This is a genomic window from Streptomyces sp. NPDC059668, assembly GCF_042734135.1.
GTDB lineage: Bacteria > Actinomycetota > Actinomycetes > Streptomycetales > Streptomycetaceae > Streptomyces.
On sequence record NZ_JBHWEL010000118.1, the window covers coordinates 1 to 19,934 of the forward strand.

14 protein-coding genes, 5 tRNA genes and 1 riboswitch are annotated in these 19,934 nt (G+C 72.0%); of the genes, 9 read left to right on the top strand and 10 right to left on the bottom strand.

Annotated features, from left to right (window positions below):
- Window positions 1-182: 182 nt before the first annotated feature.
- Both trmB and ACFV2J_RS40865 read left to right on the top strand, forming a co-directional pair.
- Complete coding sequence (gene trmB, locus ACFV2J_RS40860) at window positions 183-1,016, top strand: tRNA (guanosine(46)-N7)-methyltransferase TrmB (protein WP_385086040.1); 834 nt, start codon at window positions 183-185, stop codon at window positions 1,014-1,016.
- Window positions 1,017-1,081: 65 nt separating this feature from the next.
- Window positions 1,082-2,518, top strand: coding sequence for a PrsW family intramembrane metalloprotease (locus ACFV2J_RS40865; protein WP_385086038.1), 1,437 nt, complete (start codon window positions 1,082-1,084; stop codon window positions 2,516-2,518).
- Window positions 2,519-2,546: 28 nt separating this feature from the next.
- Here ACFV2J_RS40865 and ACFV2J_RS40870 read toward each other — a convergent pair whose 3' ends face one another.
- The 5 genes from ACFV2J_RS40870 to ACFV2J_RS40890 form a co-directional block, all read right to left on the bottom strand.
- On the bottom strand, window positions 2,547-3,491 hold the full coding sequence (locus ACFV2J_RS40870; RefSeq protein ID WP_385086036.1) for an aldo/keto reductase: 945 nt from the start codon (window positions 3,489-3,491) through the stop codon (window positions 2,547-2,549).
- 67 nt (window positions 3,492-3,558) lie between these two features.
- Complete coding sequence (locus tag ACFV2J_RS40875) at window positions 3,559-4,596, bottom strand: M23 family metallopeptidase (RefSeq protein WP_385086034.1); 1,038 nt, start codon at window positions 4,594-4,596, stop codon at window positions 3,559-3,561.
- An 11-nt stretch (window positions 4,597-4,607) separates the two neighbouring features.
- Window positions 4,608-4,765, bottom strand: a riboswitch (cyclic di-AMP (ydaO/yuaA leader).
- 214 nt (window positions 4,766-4,979) lie between these two features.
- Window positions 4,980-6,221, bottom strand: coding sequence for a PP2C family protein-serine/threonine phosphatase (locus ACFV2J_RS40880; protein WP_385086032.1), 1,242 nt, complete (start codon window positions 6,219-6,221; stop codon window positions 4,980-4,982).
- Window positions 6,222-6,471: 250 nt separating this feature from the next.
- Window positions 6,472-6,545: transfer RNA gene (locus tag ACFV2J_RS40885), tRNA-Met, on the bottom strand.
- 185 nt (window positions 6,546-6,730) lie between these two features.
- Window positions 6,731-7,873, bottom strand: coding sequence for a dihydrofolate reductase family protein (locus ACFV2J_RS40890; RefSeq protein ID WP_385086030.1), 1,143 nt, complete (start codon window positions 7,871-7,873; stop codon window positions 6,731-6,733).
- Between the two features lie 174 nt (window positions 7,874-8,047).
- Between ACFV2J_RS40890 and ACFV2J_RS40895 the strand changes: the two genes are divergently transcribed.
- Complete coding sequence (locus ACFV2J_RS40895; RefSeq protein ID WP_385086028.1) at window positions 8,048-8,551, top strand: MarR family winged helix-turn-helix transcriptional regulator; 504 nt, start codon at window positions 8,048-8,050, stop codon at window positions 8,549-8,551.
- A gap of 195 nt (window positions 8,552-8,746) precedes the next feature.
- Window positions 8,747-9,373 carry a GTP cyclohydrolase II gene (gene ribA / locus ACFV2J_RS40900; RefSeq protein ID WP_385086026.1) on the top strand — a complete coding sequence of 209 codons (627 nt, stop codon included), beginning with the start codon at window positions 8,747-8,749 and terminating at the stop codon, window positions 9,371-9,373.
- A gap of 61 nt (window positions 9,374-9,434) precedes the next feature.
- Here the strand turns inward: ribA and ACFV2J_RS40905 are convergent.
- The 5 genes from ACFV2J_RS40905 to ACFV2J_RS40925 all read right to left on the bottom strand — a co-directional run bounded on the left by ACFV2J_RS40905 (window position 9,435) and on the right by ACFV2J_RS40925 (window position 17,273).
- Window positions 9,435-9,507, bottom strand: a tRNA-Lys gene (locus ACFV2J_RS40905).
- 132 nt (window positions 9,508-9,639) lie between these two features.
- Window positions 9,640-11,175 (bottom strand): amino acid permease, encoded by a 1,536-nt coding sequence (locus ACFV2J_RS40910; protein WP_385086024.1) that lies wholly within the window; start codon window positions 11,173-11,175, stop codon window positions 9,640-9,642.
- A gap of 106 nt (window positions 11,176-11,281) precedes the next feature.
- Window positions 11,282-13,351 carry a LamG domain-containing protein gene (locus tag ACFV2J_RS40915; protein WP_385086022.1) on the bottom strand — a complete coding sequence of 690 codons (2,070 nt, stop codon included), beginning with the start codon at window positions 13,349-13,351 and terminating at the stop codon, window positions 11,282-11,284.
- Window positions 13,352-13,578: 227 nt separating this feature from the next.
- Complete coding sequence (locus ACFV2J_RS40920; protein WP_385086020.1) at window positions 13,579-15,840, bottom strand: DEAD/DEAH box helicase; 2,262 nt, start codon at window positions 15,838-15,840, stop codon at window positions 13,579-13,581.
- A 1,082-nt stretch (window positions 15,841-16,922) separates the two neighbouring features.
- Entirely contained in the window at window positions 16,923-17,273 is a 351-nt protein-coding gene (locus ACFV2J_RS40925; protein WP_385086018.1) for a metallopeptidase family protein, read from the bottom strand.
- A gap of 188 nt (window positions 17,274-17,461) precedes the next feature.
- Between ACFV2J_RS40925 and ACFV2J_RS40930 the strand changes: the two genes are divergently transcribed.
- The 5 genes from ACFV2J_RS40930 (at window position 17,462) to ACFV2J_RS40950 (ending at window position 19,752) form a co-directional block, all read left to right on the top strand.
- The gene (locus ACFV2J_RS40930) at window positions 17,462-18,928 is read left to right on the top strand and encodes a metallophosphoesterase (RefSeq protein WP_385086042.1); all 1,467 of its coding nucleotides are present in this window, start codon (window positions 17,462-17,464) and stop codon (window positions 18,926-18,928) included.
- Window positions 18,929-19,009: 81 nt separating this feature from the next.
- Window positions 19,010-19,082, top strand: a tRNA-Glu gene (locus tag ACFV2J_RS40935).
- 46 nt (window positions 19,083-19,128) lie between these two features.
- Window positions 19,129-19,203 (top strand) — tRNA-Asp (locus ACFV2J_RS40940).
- 23 nt (window positions 19,204-19,226) lie between these two features.
- Window positions 19,227-19,303 (top strand) — tRNA-Phe (locus ACFV2J_RS40945).
- A 101-nt stretch (window positions 19,304-19,404) separates the two neighbouring features.
- Window positions 19,405-19,752, top strand: coding sequence for a hypothetical protein (locus ACFV2J_RS40950; RefSeq protein WP_385086016.1), 348 nt, complete (start codon window positions 19,405-19,407; stop codon window positions 19,750-19,752).
- Window positions 19,753-19,934: the final 182 nt, after the last annotated feature.

Below are 19,934 nucleotides of genomic sequence, written 5' to 3' on the forward strand. Positions count from 1 at the left end.
TCCTCAAACGCCGGACGGGCTGAAATGCCCGCCCTCGGCGTCAGCCTTTCAGCACCCTGATTACGCAGGCCCGCATCTCCAGCCCGTCCGGCGTTTGAGGACGAGGCCCTTCAGGCCGATACGCGGGTCCTGCGGCGGCAGCGGACGGTGCGTGCCGGACCTGGTCGTAAAATCGACGCATTGTGTCTGAGTTCCTGAGCAGCTCCCCCGAAGAGCCCCAGCCCGCCCGCGACACCCCGCGGGAGCACCCCCGTGCCAAGGGAGAGCCCCGGTTCCCCGACGGTCCGAAGCCCGATCCCGCCGGGTCGCACTTCGAGCGGCGGATCCGGAGTTTCCAGCCGCGCCGGAGCCGGGTGACGGCCGGGCAGGCGGACGCCCTCCAGCGGCTGTGGCCCAAGTGGGGTCTCGACATCGACGGGCAGCGGATCATCGACCTGGCCGAGCTGTTCGGCGCCGACCTTCCCGTCGTCCTGGAGATCGGGTTCGGGATGGGCGAGGCCACGGCGCGGATGGCCGCGGAGGACCCGGGGACGGGGATCCTGGCCGTCGACGTGCACACCCCCGGCCAGGGCAACCTGCTGAACCTGGCGGACCAGGACGGACTGGCCAACATCCGGGTCGGCAACGGCGACGCGATCATCCTGCTCCGCGAGATGCTCCCGCCGGACGCGCTGAGCGGACTGCGCGTGTACTTCCCCGACCCGTGGCCCAAGAAGCGCCACCACAAGCGCCGGCTGATCCAGCCCGAGTTCCTCGACCTCGCCGCGACCCGCCTCGCGCCGGGCGCGCTGGTGCACTGCGCGACCGACTGGGAGCCGTACGCCGAACAGATGCTGGAGGTGCTCACCGCGCATCCGGACTTCGAGAACACCGCGCCGGACGGCGGTTTCGCGCCTCGTCCGGACTTCCGGCCGCTGACCCGTTTCGAGGGCCAGGGGCTGGAGAAGGGTCATGTGGTGAACGACCTGCTCTTCCGGCGCGTACAGCACCGGGAGCAGCACACTTCGGGCGACTGACACCCTCTGCGGACCGCCTCCGGCACCGTCGCGGGCACCGCCCCCGCCTCGTTAGGGTCAATGCCGTGGCCACCTTTCCCGCGTACCCCCCGCACCCCGGCGGCGCGCCCGCCGCCGGTGCGTCGCGGCATCCGCACTGGTGGCGGAGACGGGGGTACCTCTCTGCTCGAGCGCAGCCGAGAACGTGGGGCAGGGTCCGGTACGGCGCGCTGATCACCCTGCTCGCGCTCTCCGGTCTCGTCATCCTGGCCCTGGTGCGCCGGCAGACCGGTACCGAGGGATTCCTGGTGGGTCTCGGCCTCGCCGTGCTGCCCGTGCCGCTCCTGCTCGCCGCATTCCGCTGGCTGGACCGGGTCGAGCCGGGCCCCTGGCGGAACCTGCTCTTCTCGTTCGCCTGGGGCGCGTGCGCGGCGGCGCTGATAGCCATCGTCGCCAACAGCTTCGCGACCCGGTGGATAGCGACCGCCACCGCCGACCCGTCGGGCGCGGACACGCTCGGCGCGACGGTCATAGCCCCGATCGTCGAGGAGTCCGCGAAGGCCACGGCCGTGCTGCTGGTCTTCCTCTTCCGCAGACGGGACTTCACCGGGATCGTCGACGGGGTGGTCATCGCCGGGGTCACCGCGACCGGCTTCGCCTTCACCGAGAACATCCTCTACCTCGGCAACGCCTTCGGCACGGACCAGCTCAGCGGCGAACGCGGACTGGCCTCCGTCACCGCCGCGACCTTCTTCGTCCGGGTCGTGATGGCGCCCTTCGCGCACCCGCTGTTCACCGTGTTCACCGGCATCGGCTTCGGTGTCGCGGCACTGTCCGCCGAACGCAGGCGGCTGCGCCGTGTCCTGCTGCCCCTGGTCGGACTGCTGCTCGCGATGGGCATGCACGCCATGTGGAACGGCTCGTCGAGCTTCGGCGAGTACGGCTTCTTCGCGGTGTACGGCGCGTTCATGGTGCCGGCGTTCGGACTGCTCACCTTCCTCGTCGTCTGGACGCGGCAGCGTGAGCTGAGGACCGTCCGCGCCGAACTCCCCGCGTACGCCGTCGCCGGGTGGCTGACCCCGCCCGAGCCGTACGTGCTCGGTTCGATGCGCGCACGGCGGCTCGCCCGTCAGTACGCGGCCCGTCACTTCGGCAGGGCGGCGGCGCGGTCGGTCGCGCGGTACGAGGCCTGCGCGACCTCGCTCGCGTTCCTGCGGCACCGGGGGCGCAGCGGCCGCGCGGGCCCGGATTACGTCGTACGGGAGCGGGAGCTGCTCCATGAGCTGTGGGGCCGCCGGGAGGCCGCCCGTCCCTCGCTCGCGTACGCGGCACGAGTGACCGCCCCGGCCCTGCCGGTGCCGCCGCCGGCATGGCCCGCGTACGGCTACGGCTACGGCTACGGCTACGGTGTCGGCCATGTTCCGGCGCAACCGTCCGCACGCGACGGACGGGACAGACGGGACGGCCGCGAGGATCCGGCCCCGGCCGCGCCCCGGCCGGCGTACGACCCCTACCGGTCCTGAGCGGGGCCCGGGCCGCGGAGCGGATCGCTCAGGCCGACGCCTCCGTCAGCCGCGCGAGTTCGTCGTCCTTCAGGGTGAGGTCCGCGACCGCGAGCAGCGCCGGAAGCTGTTCGACCGTCCGTGCGGAAGCGATCGGGGCCGCGACCGTGGGCCGGGCGGCGAGCCAGGCGAGGGCGACCGTGGCGGCCTGGGCGTCGTGGGCCCGGGCGACCTCGTCGAGGGCGTCGAGGACCCGCCGGCCCCGCTCCGTCTCCAGGTGCTTGCCCGCGCCCTCGGCCCGCGCCGAGTCGACGGATGTGCCCGGACGGTACTTGCCGGTGAGGAAGCCGGAGGCGAGGGCGAAGTAAGGGACCGCGGCGAGTCCGGTCCGGGAGGCGACCTCCTGGAGCGGGCCCTCGTAGGTGTCGCGGGAGACGAGGTTGTAGTGGGGCTGGAGTGCGGCGTAGCGCGCGAGGCCCTCGCGGTCGGAGAACTCCAGGGACTCCGTGAGCCGCTCGGCGGAGAGGTTGGAGGCGCCGATCGCCCGGACCTTGCCGGCGCCGACGAGCTCGTCGAGGGTGCCGATGATCTCCTCGACCGGGACCGAGGTGTCGTCGAAGTGGGTGTAGTACAGGTCGATGTAGTCCGTGCCGAGCCGGCGCAGCGACGCGTCGGCCGCCGCCCTGATGGTGTCCGGGGCCAGCCCCTTGTACTGGGGATGTGCGCCGACCTTGGTGGCGAGGACGACGTCGGAGCGGTTGCCGCGCGCGGCGAACCACTTGCCGATGATCGTCTCGGACTCACCGCCCCTGTTGCCGGGGATCCAGGCCGAGTAGCTGTCGGCGGTGTCGACGAAGTTGCCGCCCCCGGCCACGTACGCGTCGAGGACGGCGAAGGACTGCGCCTCGTCGGCGGTCCAGCCGAAGACGTTGCCGCCGAGGGCGAGCGGGAAGACCTCGATGTCGGAGGAACCGAGCTTGCGGAGAGGAGTCATACCCCATTTCAACAGTCGTACCGGACGACTGCATTCCGCGCCCGCCGTGTGCACGGCGGGCGGCGGATCAGGGGTTGATGCCCTTGCTGTGCAGCCATGCCATCGGGTCGATCGCGGCGCCGCCGTCGGGGTGGACCTCCAGGTGGAGGTGCGGCCCGGTCACGTTGCCGGTCGCGCCCACCCGTCCGATGACGTCGCCGGTGGCCACCTTCTGCCCCACGCTGACGCTGATGGACGACTGGTGGCAGAACCACAGCTCCGTGCCGTCGTCGAGGGTGAGGATCGTCCGGTAGCCGTACGCGCCGGCCCAGCCCGCCTCCGTGACGGTGCCGCTGTGGATCGCCTTGATCAGCGTGCCCGTGGGGGCGGCGAAGTCGAGACCGGTGTGATACCCGGAGGACCACATGGATCCGGCGTCGCCGAAGCGGGAGGTCAGGGTGTACGAGGAGGTCGGCAGCGAGTAGCTCTTGGCGAGCTCCGCGAGGCGCGCGGCCTCGGCCTTCTGCTTGGCCTCCGCGTCCGCCTTCTTCTTCGCGGCGGCTTCCTTGGCCTTGGCCTCGTCCTGCTGTTCGGCGGCCAGCGCGACGGCCTTCTTCGCGGCGGCGGTCTCGGCGGCGGCCTGGGCCGCGCTGTCGACCTGGTCCTGCTGGGACTCGGCCTGCTCCATGATGCGGGCACGCAGCGCCTCACCGGCGTCCGCGTTGCCCTGCGCGGCGTCGGCGGTGGTGAGACCGGCGCCGGTGAGCGGGGTGGAGGAGCCCTTAGGCGCGCTGGAACCGCCGTCGGATATCAGGGCCTTGGCCGACTGGGTGACCGAGGAGAGGTCCGGCAGCGAGATCGACACGGGCGGCTTGCCGGGCGAGGCGGTGGCGATGCCACCCGCGCCGACGGCGGCCAGGACACCGACGCCGAGAACGGTGGAGCTGCGGGCGAGTCCGCCTCCGCGCTGCTTGGAGACGCGGTGCCGGCCGCGGACGGGAGCGATGGAATCCGCGGTGGGGTTCCACTCCTCCCAGGGGCCCTCGTCGTCGCCGCGGACGTGACCGAAAGTCTGGGGGTCGTTCGGCGCGAACGAAGTGGGCTGGGCAGGCCGGTTGGACGCCACGTGGGCGCGCTCCTTTCCTTCCTTCTCGCCTACCGGGTTAGCTGACGGGTTCGGAGCAGGAAGGTCTCCTACGCGCGTCAACCCACGGTGTCTCCACCGTGAAAGACGCTCGATTCACCCCAAGTTGGTGGTTCCCCGGTTCCCTCGCGGGATTCGGCGCGTGCGCACGGAGCCATCTCTTGTGACGGCTGGGACGACCGCGCTGCGTTATCGAACGTTAATAGACTCGGGTACCGGATTCCAAGCCGTTCGTACTGATCATTGCGCTCTCTTGGCCAGGACTTACGGGGCATGACCGGGGGAAAGCGGGCGAGTTGGCCCGGCCCGGCTTCCGGCACCGTTTTGACGGTGCGTCAGCTGCTATGCGGAGGGGCAGCGTCCGACTACCCCTGGTGACAACGGCCGGGAATCCCTGCCGGCTCCATGGGGCGCCGGACGGCGAGGAGCGCCATGTCGTCCGCCAGGGCGCCGCCGGTGTGCCGGCGGACGCCCTCCGCGAGCGCGGTCAGCAGGGCCTCGGGATCACGGAAGGTCCGTCCGGCGAGCCGCTCGGCCGGTTCGTAGAAGTGGCCGCGGTTGTCCCGCGCCTCGGACAGGCCGTCGGTGTGGAACAGGAGCGTGGAGCCGGGCGGGAAGTCCGCCCGCTGCGCGCGGTCGGGCCAGCAGCCCAGTTCGCCCATGCCGAGCGGCAGCGCGGGGTCCGCGGCGGCCAGCGTGAACAGCGTGCCGTCCGCGTGCAGGAGCAGCGGTGACGGATGGCCGCGGTTGACGACCCGGACCACGTCTCCCCCGTGCGGGATCTCCGCGAGGACGGCAGTGGTGAACCCCTCGAAGGCGTCCAGGCTCCCGCGCCGGGCGCCCTCGCGGACCAGTGCCCGCTCCAGTCGCTGCGCGACCGCCTCCAGCGTCGCCTCCTGCTCGGCCGCCTCGCGGAACGCGCCGATGACCACGGCGACGGCGGCCACGGCGCCCATGCCCTTCCCGCGGACATCACCCACCACCAGCCGTACGCCGTGCGGAGTGTCCTGCACCGCGTACAGGTCACCGCCGATGAACGCGCCCGCCTGGGCCGCCTCGTACCGCGCCGCGACCTCCAGGCCGCCGATCCGGCCCTCGGGTTCCGGCAGCACGGCGCGCTGAGCCGCCTCGGCGATCTGGCGGGCCGAGGCGAGCCGTTCGTCCGAGCGGCGGACGAGGACGTTGATGAGGACGGCGAGGGCGGTGACGGTCGCCACCGTGGCGACCTCGGTGATCGAGCCGATGCCCATGTGCAGGCCGAACCTGAGTCGGCAGGCGAGCAGCGCGGCCAGCGTCATGGCCCCGGTGAGGAGGGTGCCGCGCAGCGAGAGGAGCGGCGCGGCGACGAGTGGGGCGGCGGTGAAGAGCGGGGCCGCGGTGAAGTCGGGCGGGGTCAGCCAGTCGTAGACCACCGCGACGACGACGAGCAGGACCGGCAGCGCCCGTACCAGCGTCCAGGCGCGCGAGATGCGGGGGACGTCCGGCGCTCCCGGGTCCGGCGGCCGTCCGTCCCGTGGCCCCGGATCGGGCGCGGGACCGCCGGGCAGCCGTCCGGCCGGCCGGTCGGAGGGCCGTTCGGCCCGCTGCGCACCTCCTCGCTGCCCCACCCGTCCAGGTTTCCCGGAGCGGGCGGAGGGGGCCAGCGGTGTGGACCGACCGGGGGACGTCCCTCGGCTCCGCCCTTGATTTCGCCCTCGGTTTCGCCCTCAGCTCCGCCCTCGGTTCCGTGCGGGCCGTCGGAGGGACCAGGGACGGGAAACGCCGGGAACCAGCAACGCAGGAGGCCGAAAGCAGCGCGGGCGCGGAAACACCAAGGGCCGGAACTCGTGAATCCGAGTTCCGGCCCTTGGCCTTGAGTAGCGGGGACAGGATTTGAACCTGCGACCTCTGGGTTATGAGCCCAGCGAGCTACCGAGCTGCTCCACCCCGCGTCGTTGAAACCAGTGTACGCCATGTTCGACCCCCCGAGCACACCTGTTCACGCACACCCCACGACCAGGCCTCTTCTCCCTCCGGTCCCCCACTCCGGTCCCCCCGCTCTTCCCCGTGTGTCCGCCCCGCTCGCGACCGTCCACGAGCGGGGCGGCAAGGGCACACGGCCGCCGGAGCTCTCTCCTCAGGGGGTGCCGAGAAGGTGCCGGTTGGGCGCCGTGGCCCGCTCCTCGAACTCCGGGAGCACGACGACGTCCGCCCCCGCGGCCGCCAGCAGCCCGTTCCCGTCCGCGCCGGCCACGAAGGTGTCCGGCTCCCGCCAGGCGGTCACCACCCTGCGCACGCCCGCGTCGAGGATCAGCCGGGCACAGGGCGCGGGCCGCGAGGCCCGTCGGGCGCACGGTTCCAGACTGCTGTAGACGGTGGCGGCCGCCAGCCGCGGATCTCCGGCAGCGATCTTGGCGAGGGCCGCCTCCTCGGCGTGCGCGACCGGGTCGCCTCCCTCCCGCGAGTGTCCGCGGGCCAGCTCGGTGCCGTCCGCGGCCACCACGACCGCGCCCACGCTGAACGCGGTCCGCGACGGCGGGCACAGCGCGGCCAGCTCGCACGCCACCCCCAGCCAGTGCCGGTCCGCGGCCGCGGCGAGCCCGCCGGTGCCGGGGGCCGTGGGGACGTAGCGGATGAGGACGACGTCTCCCACCGCCCGTGTCTCCACCAGCCGCAGCCGCCCGGGCGGGTATCCCCCGGGCCCGAACAGCCGCGGCGCGTCCGCCTGTCCGACGAAGAGCGGCGCGACGGCGAGTTGAAGCTCGTCGGCCAGCCCCTGGCCCATCAGCTGGGTGTGCACCCGGCCGCCGCCCTCGACCATGAGGCGCCGCACCCCCCGTACGTCATGGAGGTGTTCGAGCACGGCGCGCCAGTCCAGCTCGGCCCCCGTAGCCACCACGTCGACGTCCGCACCGCGCAGGACACCGGCGGCCCGTACGGCGCCCTCGTCCGTGGTGTAGACGATCTTCTCGCCGCCGGTGTGCCAGAACTGCGCGTCGGGGTCGAGGTCGCCGGACCCGCTGACGGTGACCTTCAGCGGGTAGGCGGGACGGCCCGCGGCGACCCGGGCCGCCCGTCGCTCGGGGGAGTTGACGAGGAGCCGGGGGTTGTCGGAGCGGATGGTGCCCGCGCCGACCAGGATCGCGTCGCTGGACGCCCGCACCTCGTCGACCCGGTCGAAGTCGGCCGGACCCGAGAGCAGCAGCCGTTCGGGGCCGGTGTCGTCCAGGAAGCCGTCGAGGGAGACGGCGGCGGACAACAGGACGTAGGGATGGGGCATGGGACGCTGCCTCCGGCTCCGAGCTGCGCGCTCTGGGCTGCTCATGACTCAAGCAGGTGTTTGAGTGGGTGTTTGAGCAGGTGGTCGAGTAGGTGGTCGAGTTGATGTCGGCGCCGGCGCCAGCCTCGGCGTCCAGCAGTGGTTCAACTTTTAAACAATACCTAGACTGGTGGCATGACGACCCGCTGGCTCACCCCCGCCGAGCAACGCGCCTGGCGCTCGTACATCGCCGCCGTCTCGCTCCTGGAGGACACGATCGACCGGCAGCTCCAGGCGGAGGCCGGCATGCCCCACCTTTATTACTCCATCCTGGCCATGCTGTCCGAGGCCCCGGAGCGGCGGCTGCGGATGACCGACCTCGCCGAGGTCCTGAAGATCACCCGCAGCCGGCTGACGTACGGCGTGACCCGGCTGGCGAACGACGGCCTGGTGCGCCGGGAGGGCTGCCCCACGGACCGGCGCGGTCATGTCGCGGTCCTCACGGACGAGGGCATGGCCGTCCTGGAACGGGCGGCGCCCGGGCACGTGGAGCAGGTGCGCACGGCGCTCTTCGACCGGCTGACCCCGGAGCAGGTGGGGCAGTTGGAGGAGATCTGCGCGAGCGTCACCCGCGGCATCCAGGGGGAAGGTCCCGGGGTCCAGGGGGAAGATCTGCCATGGCGGCGGCGTTCCTCCTGAGGACGTACGGACGGCGCGGACGGCGCGGACGGGGGAGCCGAGTGAGCCGGGTGAGCCCCGGTCGGCCCATCTCCCCCGAAAGTGTTGCTTGAAGTTTAAAGCATCCTGTACGGTCGCTTTCCGAGGGTGTGCTTCAAATATGAAACACAGCCCCGGGACACCACTGCCACCGACCCGCTGGACCGGAGAGACAACATGCGCGACTTCCCCACCGCCACGGTGCGCACCCGCGTCGCCGTGCCCCTGCGCTTCGGCGACGGCTACTCGGTCGACGCGGAGCTGGTCACCTTCCACGGTCTGGCGGACGGCCGCGAACACCTCGCCGTCGTGCTCGGAGAGGTGGGCGCGAACCCGCTGGTGCGACTGCACTCCGAGTGCCTGACCGGGGACGTCTTCGGCTCGGCCCGCTGCGACTGCGGCCCCCAGCTGCGCGAGGCGGTGGAGCGGATCGCGGAACGGGGCGGCGTGCTCCTGTACCTGCGCCAGGAGGGCCGCGGCATCGGCCTCTACAACAAGCTCGACGCGTACGCCCTCCAGGACCAGGGCCTCGACACCTACGCCGCCAACGCCGCCCTCGGCCTGCCCGAGGACGACCGCGACTACACGGCGGCCGCCCAGATGCTCCGGGCCCTCGGCGTCGGCTCCCTGGACCTGCTCTCCAACAACCCCGACAAGGCCGAGCAGCTCCGCGACCTCGGCATCGAGGTCTCCCACCGTGTGCCGACGGGCGTCTTCACCACGGACCACAACGTGCGCTACCTCCGTGCCAAGGTCCTCCAGACCCAGCACACGCTCCCGCTGCCGGAGCTCACCGCGGGCTGAGCCCCGCCGCCCCCAACACACCGAAGCCCCAGGCCGGATGATCCGGCCTGGGGCTTGTCGGTAGACCCTGTGGGACTCGAACCCACAACCAATGGATTAAAAGTCCACTGCTCTGCCAATTGAGCTAAGGGTCCACGCGCCGGCCCGCACGCATCCCGCGCCGACGCATCCCCGAGCATAGCCGGACGAGGCCGGGACTCCGATCGGGTATCGGTCTCCCGGCCGCGCCGGAAGCGCGCGCGGCCGGGGACCAACCACGCACAACGCTACGGATCGACCGGTTCGGGCGCACCCTTGCGCGCCGCCTCACGGGCCCGGGTGCGGGCGTGGTCGGGGTTGAGGAACCAGTGCCGGGCCGAGGCCGTCCACCACGCCGCGGCGAAGCCGAGGACGACGAGCACGGCGACCGGCGCGTAGTTGAAGGTCTCCCAGGTGACCGGGGAGACCTGGGGCAGCATGAACAGGACCGTGATGACGACGACCCAGCCGACCGCGATCACCCCGATGAGCCGGGACCAGCGGCCCAGGTGCCACGGCCCGCGCTGGAAGGCCTCCCCCTTGCGCACCCGCAGGAACGTCGGGATGACGTACGCGACGTAGAGGCCGATGACCGCGATCGACGTCACGGCCGCGTAGGCCGCGTAGTTGATCAGATAGGGCAGGCCGAGCACGAGGGCGCCCAGCGCGGCCAGCCAGACCGCCGCCACGGGGGTGCGCGTGCGCGGGTTCACCGTGTGCCAGACGCGCGAGAAGGGCAGTGCGCCGTCCCGCGAAAAGGCGTAGATCATGCGGCTGTTGGCCGTCACCGACGCCATGCCGCAGAAGAGCTGCGCGCCGATCACGACCAGCAGCAGGAGCTTCCCGGACGTGGCGCCGAGCGCGTCCAGCAGGATCTGCGCCGGCGGCGCGCCCGTCGCCGAGCCGAGCTCCTTGTCGTACGACTGGATGGCGAAGGTGAAGCCGAGGAGCAGGACGAAGCCCGCGATCCACGAGGTCCAGATGGACCGCACGATGCCCTTCGGGCCGGCCGTCGACGCGTCGTGGGTCTCCTCCGTCATGTGGGCGGAGGCGTCGTACCCGGTGAACGTGTACTGGGCCATCAGGAGTCCGACGAGGACGACGTAGACCCCGCTGCCCCAGCCCGTGTTGTTCACGAACTTCGTGAACACGAAACCGGCCGTCTGGTGGTGGTCCGGCACGAAGGTCAGCGCGCCGACGATGACGGCGACCCCGACGACGTGCCACCACACGCTGATGCTGTTGAGGAGGGCGACGATCCCCACGCCGAACGTGTTGAGCAGCCCGTGCAGGACCAGGATCCCGGCGAACAGCAGGACCGTGCGGCCCGGCGTCACCTCGAAGTCGAACTGGAGGTTCAGGTACGCCCCGAGGAACGACGCCGCGCCGAAGTCGATGCCCGCGGTGACCGCGACCTGCCCGAGGACGTTGAACCACCCCGTGAACCACGCCCAGGCCGCCGCGGAACGCTCGGGGGCCAGCCGGTGGGCCCAGAAGTACAGCCCGGCGGAGGTCGGATAGGCCGAACAGATCTCGGCCATCGACAGTCCGACGAACAGCGTCATCAGTCCGACCGCGACCCATCCCCAGGTGATCACGGCGGGACCGCCGGTGTTCATGCCGAACAGATACAGCGTCAGACAGCCCGAGAGCACCGAGATGATCGTGAACGAGACCGCGTAGTTGGAGAACGCCGACATGCGGCGGGCCAGAACCTGCGTATAGCCGAGCTGGGCAAGCCGTTCTTCGTCCGACAGCCCACTCGCCTTGGCGTCATCTGTCATGCCCCCAGCGATTCCCTTGCCGGGGGCATGACATGCGCCGCACTACGGCCGAAACTCGACCGTGACCGGGCCGGAACGAGCCCTCTCCGGGCCCGCACCGAACCACTCAGACATCCGTGGCCCCTGCCGCCAGCTGCGCGATCTCGGTCTGCGTGAGCGCACCGGCGTAGGCGTGCACCTCGTCGACCCGGCCTTCCGCGTACTCACCCCAGCCGTCGGCGGTCAGGGACCGGCCGACCTGGAGGGCGCCGGTGACCTTCGAGGCGTAGGAACAGGCGGTCCGGGCCGACAGCTGACCGTCGACGTACAGCCGGATCTCGTCCGTCCCGTCGTCGTACACCAGTGCCACATGCTGGACCCATCCGGTGTACGCCGGCGCGTTCTCGGCGGTGACCGTGGTCGTCTCCGCCCCCGTCGCGTCCCCCTCCGCCAGAACCATCTGCCAGCGTTGCAGCTCGCCCGAGTACCGGACCGAGGCGAGGGTGCCGTGCTCCCCGGGCAGCGACAGGACGGTCATCGTCCGGTCCTGCGCCGCGTCGTCGAGCAGCACCTGCGCCGCGACCGAGAAGCTGTCGCCCGTGTCGAGCGTCGCGCCGTCGGTGGCCGCGAAGTCCCCGTCACCGTCCAGCGCCAGGTCCCCGGTGCCGGCGATCGGGTCGCTCCCGGGCACGCAGTCCGGGTCGAGCGGATCGCAGGGACCCGTGACCTGACGGATCGTCGCGTCCCCGCCGAGGCGAAGAGCCGCTCCCCCGTCCCGCTCCGGGCTGCCGCCGTCGGCTGCCTCGTCCAGCTCCCAGTACCCCTTGCTCACGACCGCCCGCTTCGCCGCGGCGGCCACCTCGTCGTCCACGACGACCCGGTCCCAGACCCGGACGTCGGCGAGCGCGCCGTGCCAGTTCCCGCCGGTGCCGGGCGGTCGTCCGATGCGCAGGCCGCCCGTCGCGGCCGTGCCACCCGGGACGGTGACGCCCTCGGCCGTGCCGGCGAGCACCCCGTTCACGTACAGCCGCGCCGTTCCGGCCACGGGGTCGTAGACACCGGCCAGATGCGCCCACTCGCCGGTCTCGGGGGCGCCGCCCCGCACCCGGTCCCCGCCCACCGCGAACGACCACGTCCGGCCGCCGTCGGCGCCGCTCACCTCGCCCAGCCCGAACGCGGCCACGCCGTCGCCGTCCTGCCCCACCGCCGTCATGCCGTCGCCGCCGAGCGCGTCCGGCCGCACCCAGGCGCTCACCGCGAAGGCTCCCGCGGTGTCCACGGCCGGCGCCCCGGTCGTCAGATACGCGTCGGCGGACCCGTCGAGCTCCACCGCACCGGAAACCGCCGTCCGGGCCGGACCCGCCGCCCCGAAGGAGACCCCGCCGCCCGCCGTCGCGGCCCGGCCGCCCGCCTCGGCCGCCGCCTGCGTGGACCCGGCGGCATCGGCCAGCTTCCAGGCGGCGACGGGTGTACGGCCGCTCGCCACCCGGAACTGATGGGTGAGGGGCGCGCTCACGTTGCCCGCCCGGTCGACCGCCTGCACGGAGAGCGACTTCACACCGGACGACCGCGGCATCCAGCGCAGCACGACCGGACCGCCCGGTTCGGCCGGCCGCACGGTCTGCTGCCGCTCACCGAGGAAGGTGTAGAGGTACGACTCCACGTCGTCGGACGTGGAGTCGACGGTGAACGTGCCGTACGCACCGACCCCGTCGTGCCAGTTCTGCGTGTCGTCGGGGTACTCCGGCGACGACACCGAGGGCTTCGCCGGTGCCTCGGTGTCGTAGACGAACGCGCAGGACCCGCGCTCACCGTCGGAGCTCCAGGGCCCCCAGCTCTTCCCGTCGAACCCGCGCACCCGCCAGCTCACCTCGGTGAACGCGGGTACGTCGTCCGGCACGGTCCACCGGAAGACGGATCCGCTCGCCTTGGACCCCGTGTCGGCCGTGCGCACCTGTCGCTCCCCCGCGCCGTCCGTCCACGACGCCTCGAACCGGGCGCTCACCGGCTCCGCGTCCGGGTCCCGCACCACGGCACCCAGCGTCGGCCGCGTACGCACGTACGACCGCGCCTCGCCGCTCGCGCACGCGGCGCTCCCGGTCGTCAGCTCGGAGAGCTCCGGCTGCGACGGCGCACGGTTCTCCGCGGCAACGGCCGTCCACGGTACGGCGACGACAGCGACGGACGATGCCAGCACGACCGCCGCCGCACCTCTGGAGATGGCATGACGAGACAACGGATCCCCTCCCTCTGAGCCCGGCACCCACCGGACCGCTGATCCACGCGCCGGAGATTAACAGCCGCCTGCGACAAGGCACTTGCGAATAAAAACGCCGAAGGGCCCGTACGACACCGGAGTGTCGTACGGGCCCCTCTCAGGCCTGGCTGCGTACGGCCGTCAACCGACCGGACAGGTCCGCCGGATCAGCCGTTGCGCTTCCAGCGCGGCTTCTCGTCGCGGCGGAAGGAACCGCCGCCGGTGCCCGGGCCGGTGCCGGTGCCGCGGTGGTCGTCGCGGCGGCCGTACGGACGGTCGTGGCTGCCGGAGCGGAAGCCGCCGCCCGAGGGACGGTCGCCCTGACGGTCACGGTTGAAGGGACGGTCGCTGCCGCGGTGGCCGCCACGGTTGTCGTCACGACGCTCGAAGGAACGGCCGGTGCCACGGTCGTTGTCGCGGCGGAAGCCACCACGGTCGCCGTCACGGCGGTCGTCACGGCGGAATCCGCCACGGTCGTTGTCACGACGCTCGGGGGCACGGCTGCCGCGGTCGTCGCGGTTGAAGCCACCGCCACGGTTGTCGTCGCGACGGAACCCACCACGGTTGTCGTCACGACGCTCGAAAGAACGGCCGCCGCGGTCGTCGCGGTTGAAGCCGCCGCCACGGTTGTCGTCACGACGCTCGAAGGAGCGGCCGCCGCGGTCGTCCCGGCGGTCGTTGTCGCGGCGGAAGCCACCACGGTCGCCGTCACGGCGGTCGTCACGACGGGGGCCGCGGTCGTCGCGGTTGAAGCCGCCGCCACGGTTGTCGTCACGACGGAACCCACCACGGTCGTTGTCACGACGCTCGTAGTTGCCCCGCTCGTCACGACGCGGACGCGACTGCTCGTAGGACGAACGCTCCGCGGGCTGCTCGGAGACGGCGGCCGGCACCTCGGCGGGAACCTCGGCCGCGGCCTGCTCGATCACGGCCTCCGCGGCCGCGGCGACCGCGGTCTCCGGGTCCTCGCCGCGCTCACGGGCGGCGCGGGCGACCAGACGGTCGGCCTCACCGCGCAGCTCGGCGGCGCGACGCTGCGCGCGCTCCAGCTCCTTGGTGAGCTGCGTGACCTCGCGCTCGGCCTGCTGGGCGGCGTCGCCCGCAGACTGCGCCTGGACCTCGGTCATCGACCGGGCGCCGGTGATCTCGGCGACCTCGGGCTCGAAGGCCGTACCGGAGTTGATGATGTGACGCGCGGCGTCGACGCCCGCGTCCTCCATCAGCCGGAAGATCTGACGGCGCTGGTGCGGCAGCGACAGCGACACGACGGTGCCGGAGCGGCCGGCGCGGGCCGTACGGCCGGAGCGGTGCAGGTAGTCCTTGTGGTCACCGGCCGGGTCCACGTTCAGGACCAGGTCGATGCCGTCGACGTGGATACCGCGGGCGGCGACGTCGGTCGCGACGAGCGCGTTGACGTAACCGTCCTTGAAGTCGGCCAGCGTCCGGGTGCGGGCGCCCTGCGTCATGCCGCCGTGCAGCGCGTCGGCCTTCACACCGGCGTCACGCAGCTGCTCGGCGATGCGGTCGGCGCCCAGCTGGGTGCGGACGAAGATGATCGTGCGGCCCTTGCGGGAGGCGATCGCGGCGGTGACCGGCGCCTTGTCCTTGGGCTTCACGATGAGGATGTGGTGCGACATGGTCGTGACGTTGCCCTGGGCGCTGTCGACCTCGTGCGTCACCGGGTTGGTCAGGTAGCGCTTGACCAGCGTGGAGATCTCGTTCTCCATCGTGGCGGAGAACAGCATGCGCTGGCCGCCGGCCGGGATCTGGTCGAGCAGCTCGGTGACCTCGGGCAGGAAGCCCAGGTCCGACATCTGGTCGGCCTCGTCGAGGACGGCGATCTGGGTGTTCTCCAGCGAGCAGGCGCCACGGTTGATGATGTCGCGCAGACGGCCCGGGGTGGCGACGAGGACGTCGACGCCGCGCTCCAGGGCGTAGATCTGGTTGCCCATCGACGTACCGCCGCAGACGACCTTCATCTTCAGGCCGAGGACGTCGCCGTAGGGCTGGAGGGCGTCGGCGACCTGCATGGCCAGCTCACGGGTCGGCGTGAGGATGACCGCGCGGGGCTTCTTCTTCTCGGTGTGACCGCCGGCGAGCTGCGCCAGGGTCGGCAGACCGAAGGAGAGGGTCTTGCCGGAGCCGGTGCGGCCGCGGCCCAGGATGTCCTTGCCGGCCAGGGCGTCCGGGATGGTCGCGGCCTGGATCGGGAACGGGCTGGTCACGCCGTTCTGGGCGAGCTTGCGGACGACGCCCTCGGGGAGACCGAGGGAGGCGAAGGTGATCTCGGGGGTGGCGTCGGCGGACTCGGTGGCCTCGACGGCCTCCGGGGTCTCGACGGAGGCCACGACAGCGGCCTCGACGCCCTCGATGTTGTCGCCCTCGTTGTTCTCGGGCACGACGACGTGATCAGTACTGGAAACAGACATGCGAAATGCGAACCTTCCGGAGTTCTACGGCACGCGCCCAAACTCCGTGAAGTCGCAATCGACCGCCTCTATGCGGTCCGGCCACGGCAAGGGAGAGTACGCGCCACGCGGCGCTCTCTGCGTTGGCGCCGGGCAAATGGGATCAAACGATCTACTACCATACGCACCCCTCACCCCTGAAGGCAAACTGACCTCAAAAAGCCAGGTCAGGCGCGTACGGGAAGAGGAACACCGCCGCCCTCGAACCTATTCCCGGCCCTCCTCCCCGGCCTCTTCGGCCTCTTCCCCGTCCCCTTCCCCGTCCCTCCCGTCTCGCCTTCCGCGCCCCTCGCCTCCCCCTCCTCCCGGCCACCTCTCACCGGTTCTCACCGGTTCTCACCGGTCCCTCTCACCGGCCCGCTCTCCACCGCAGCACCTCCCGGCCACGCAGGACAGGCTCCCCGGCCCGCGGCGCCGGCTCCCGGTCCAGCATCTGGGTGCCCTGCTCGTGCGCGGACGACGACGGCTCCGCCGTACTCGGCTCGGGGGACGGCGACGAGGGCGGTGGGGGAGGCGGGGGCGGTGGCGTCGGATCGGACGTCGCGCGGGTGGGACTGGGCACACCGCCGGACGGACCGGACCGCTCCGGCCGCCCCTTCCCGTCCCCGCTCCCGCTCGACCCGCCGGACGGCTTCGCCGCGCCGGACGCCGACGCGGACGCGGACGCCTCCCCGGAACGCGACTCACCGGGCCGCTCCGGGGCACCCCCCTTCGCCCGCGTGCCCCCGTGGAAGCCGCCGCCGCCCCCGCCGCCCCCGGATCCACCGCCCGGTGCCCCGCCGTCGCGGTGCCCCGCCGAGTGCGCGGGCCCGGGGCGGCCCGCGTCGTCACCCACGCTCATGCAGCCCGCGGCGGCCGCCACGACGACGACCGTGGCGGCCAGACGGACAGGTACGTACAGGGCGCGCACGGGCAGCCACCTCCGGTTGGGGTCTCCCCTGCTCGATCGCTGCCGAGAGCCCGGGGAAGTTCGGGGAGTCCCCCTGTCCAACTCCCGCCGCCCGCAAGAGGACACGCGGCAAGGCGCCCGCCCGCCGGAGGGCTCACCCGTATCCGAGCGCGTGCAACCGCTCGTCGTCGATCCCGAAGTGGTGGGCGATCTCGTGCACCACGGTCACCTCGGTCTCCGCGATCACGTCCTCCCGGGTCGCGCACATCCGCAGGGTCGGCCCCCGGTAGATCGTGATCCGGTCCGGCAGCACCCCCGCGTACCACTCCCCGCGATCGGTCAGCGGAGTCCCCTCGTAGAGCCCGAGCAGCTCCGGGTCGGACGGGTCGGGCTCGTCCTCGACGAACACCGCCACGTTGTCCATCAGCCGTGTCAGCTCCGGCGGAATCCGGTCCAACGACTCGGCGACCAGTTCCTCGAACTCCTCGCGCGTCATCTCCAGCACACGGCCATTGTCCGGCACGACCGCTCCGTACGAGAGTCGGCGACGGCCCCGGACGGGACACGGAGGGCACCGGACCCTCCCGGGACGGGGGACCGCCCGCCCGAGCCGGACCGCATACCCGCCGCACCCGTCCCGTGGCCCTGGAACTCGTCCAGCAGCCGTCCCCGTACACCAGGGCCCTCGGCCTGATGACCGTCGTCCTGCTCGGCGCCTGGCTGGGCCTGCTCATCGTGGGCGACGTGCGCGTCCCGGTCGGCCCGATGAACACCACGATGACCCTGCGCCCGTCGGTGACCGGCGGCACGAAGATAAACGTCTCCCCGCTGGGCGCCCTCGAACTCGACAGCCACGTCGCCCCCGTCCGGCTCGACGTCAACGTCGACCAGCTCGACCCGGTCCGCGCGCAGGCCCTGGTCGACCACCCGGAGCGCCTCTCGGGCCTCCAGGACGAGGTCGCGCACGACGTCGAGCACGGCACGCTCGACCTGGCGGTACGGTCCTGCGTCGCGGTCGTCTCCGGGGCCACGGCACTCGGCCTCGGGGTCTACCGCCGGCCGCGCCGCGCCCTGGCCGCCGGCGGTCTGGCCCTCACCCTGCTTGCCGCCTCCGGCGCCACGGCCTTCGCCACCTGGAACCCGGACTCGGTGCTGGAACCCAGGTTCTCGGGCCTGCTCTCCTCCGCCCCCTCCCTCGTCGGCAACGCCCGCAACATCGTCAGCGAGTTCGACGTCTACCAGAAGGAACTGGCCCGTCTGGTGACGAACGTGACGAAGCTGTACGACGTCACCTCCACGCTCCCGACCTACGAGCCGGACCCCACCACGATCCGGGTCCTGCACGTCTCCGACATCCACCTCAACCCGGCGAGCTGGAAGATCATCGCGTCGCTGGTCAAGCAGTACGACATCGACGTGATCGTCGACTCCGGCGACACCATGGACCACGGCACCTCGGCCGAGAACGGCTTCCTGGACCCGATCGCGGACCTGGGCGCGCCGTACGTGTGGGTCCGGGGCAACCACGACAGCCCTCTCACCCAGCGCTATCTGGAACGCATGAAGAACGCGCACGTCCTGGACGACGGCCGCGCGCTCACGGTGGCGGGGTTGCGCTTCGCGGGCATCGGCGACCCCCAGTTCACCCCCGACCGCTCGGTCGCGCCCGGCGGCGGCGCGGCGGAGGAACTGGCCGGCGCCCGCCTCGCCTCCTCCCTGCGCGACCAGCGCGCCGCGGGCACCCCCGTCGACATCGCCATCGCCCACGAACCCTCGGCGGCCCGGCTGACGGACGGCGAGGTCCCCCTGGTCCTGGCCGGCCACCTGCACCACGAACAGACGGAGGTCATGAAGTACGGGACCCGCCTGCGCGTCGAGGGCTCGACGGGCGGCAGCGGTCTGCGCGCGATCGAGGGCACCTACCCGGACCCCATCGAGGCCTCGGTCCTCTACCTCGACCGGGACACCCGCCGCCTCCAGGCCTGGGACGAGATCGAACTGGGCGGCCTCGGGCTCACCACGGCGGAGGTCAGCCGGCACCTCCCGGAGGAGAACCGCCCGGGCGCCCCCCAGACCACCCCGCCCAGCTCCCCGCCGTCCCGCACCCCTTCGGCCACCCCTCCCACCCTTTCCTCCAGCCCCTCCGGCACCGCCCCGTAAACCGTTTTGGCGATACCTCCCGCCATCCCATATGCTTCTCACGTCCCCGACGCGCTGAGGAAGCGCCCAGGCGGGCCGATAGCCCTCATCGTCTAGCGGCCTAGGACGCCGCCCTTTCAAGGCGGTAGCACGGGTTCGAATCCCGTTGGGGGCACGCAACACCGTGTGCGACACTGTTCACGCGTCGCACGCAACAGCTTGGTCCTGTGGAGCAGTTTGGAGTGCTCGCCACCCTGTCAAGGTGGAGGCCGCGGGTTCAAATCCCGTCAGGACCGCTGAGGTTTCCTCGAAACCTCGTGGCTGGGTAGCTCAGTTGGTACGAGCGATCGCCTGAAAAGCGATAGGTCGCCGGTTCGACCCCGGCCCCAGCCACCACATGAAGGGCCCCGTCCGTCGGACGGGGCCCTTCATCGTATGGTGCAGCCCTGAACTTGGCATGCACCGTGCAGGACACGGTGTCCGGGGATAGGGAACCCATGGTGTTACTCAAGGGCGAGCCGAAACCGCAGACCGCGGCGAAGCGGCAGGCGCCGGTGCGTGAACTCGACCTGGAGCGGTATCGCGCCCGCTACGGACTCCAGGCGGTCCTCCTGAGCAATCTGGCGATCGCCGGCGTGGCGATCTTCGGAGTCTGGCGCCTGGACGGCGACAAGTCCGTCATCATCGGCGTCCTCACCGCGGCCTTCACCGCCGTCAGCAGCATGACCACGGCCTACCTGGGCATCAAGGCCGTCTCCAACACCGCCCAGGCGATGGCCCAGTCGTCCCCCTCCCACCGAGACGCGCCCACGCCACCCCCCGCAACACCCACCAAGAACCCGTAGGCGCCCCGCACCGCATCGTCACACTCCCCCACTTCCACCCACTGCCCCACCCACCCGCAGGGGCCCGTGCCACGCGAGGGGCCGTGCCGGTGTGTCGCAGGCCGTCGCTTACGCCCGGATCGAGCAACGGCTCGCATGCCCGGCCGACGTCTGATCCAGCGGCGACGGCCTCGACACACCGG

Bases quoted from the DNA above. Each gene is read 5' to 3' on its own strand.
- ACFV2J_RS40870 (WP_385086036.1), bottom strand. From the start codon at position 3,491: ATGACTCCTCTCCGCAAGCTCGGTTCCTCCGACATCGAGGTCTTCCCG.
- ACFV2J_RS40890 (WP_385086030.1), bottom strand. From the start codon at position 7,873: ATGCCCCATCCCTACGTCCTGTTGTCCGCCGCCGTCTCCCTCGACGGC.
- ACFV2J_RS40895 (WP_385086028.1), top strand. From the start codon at position 8,048: ATGACGACCCGCTGGCTCACCCCCGCCGAGCAACGCGCCTGGCGCTCG.
- ribA (WP_385086026.1), top strand. From the start codon at position 8,747: ATGCGCGACTTCCCCACCGCCACGGTGCGCACCCGCGTCGCCGTGCCC.
- ACFV2J_RS40910 (WP_385086024.1), bottom strand. From the start codon at position 11,175: ATGACAGATGACGCCAAGGCGAGTGGGCTGTCGGACGAAGAACGGCTT.
- ACFV2J_RS40920 (WP_385086020.1), bottom strand. From the start codon at position 15,840: ATGTCTGTTTCCAGTACTGATCACGTCGTCGTGCCCGAGAACAACGAG.
- ACFV2J_RS40930 (WP_385086042.1), top strand. From the start codon at position 17,462: ATGACCGTCGTCCTGCTCGGCGCCTGGCTGGGCCTGCTCATCGTGGGC.
- ACFV2J_RS40950 (WP_385086016.1), top strand. From the start codon at position 19,405: ATGGTGTTACTCAAGGGCGAGCCGAAACCGCAGACCGCGGCGAAGCGG.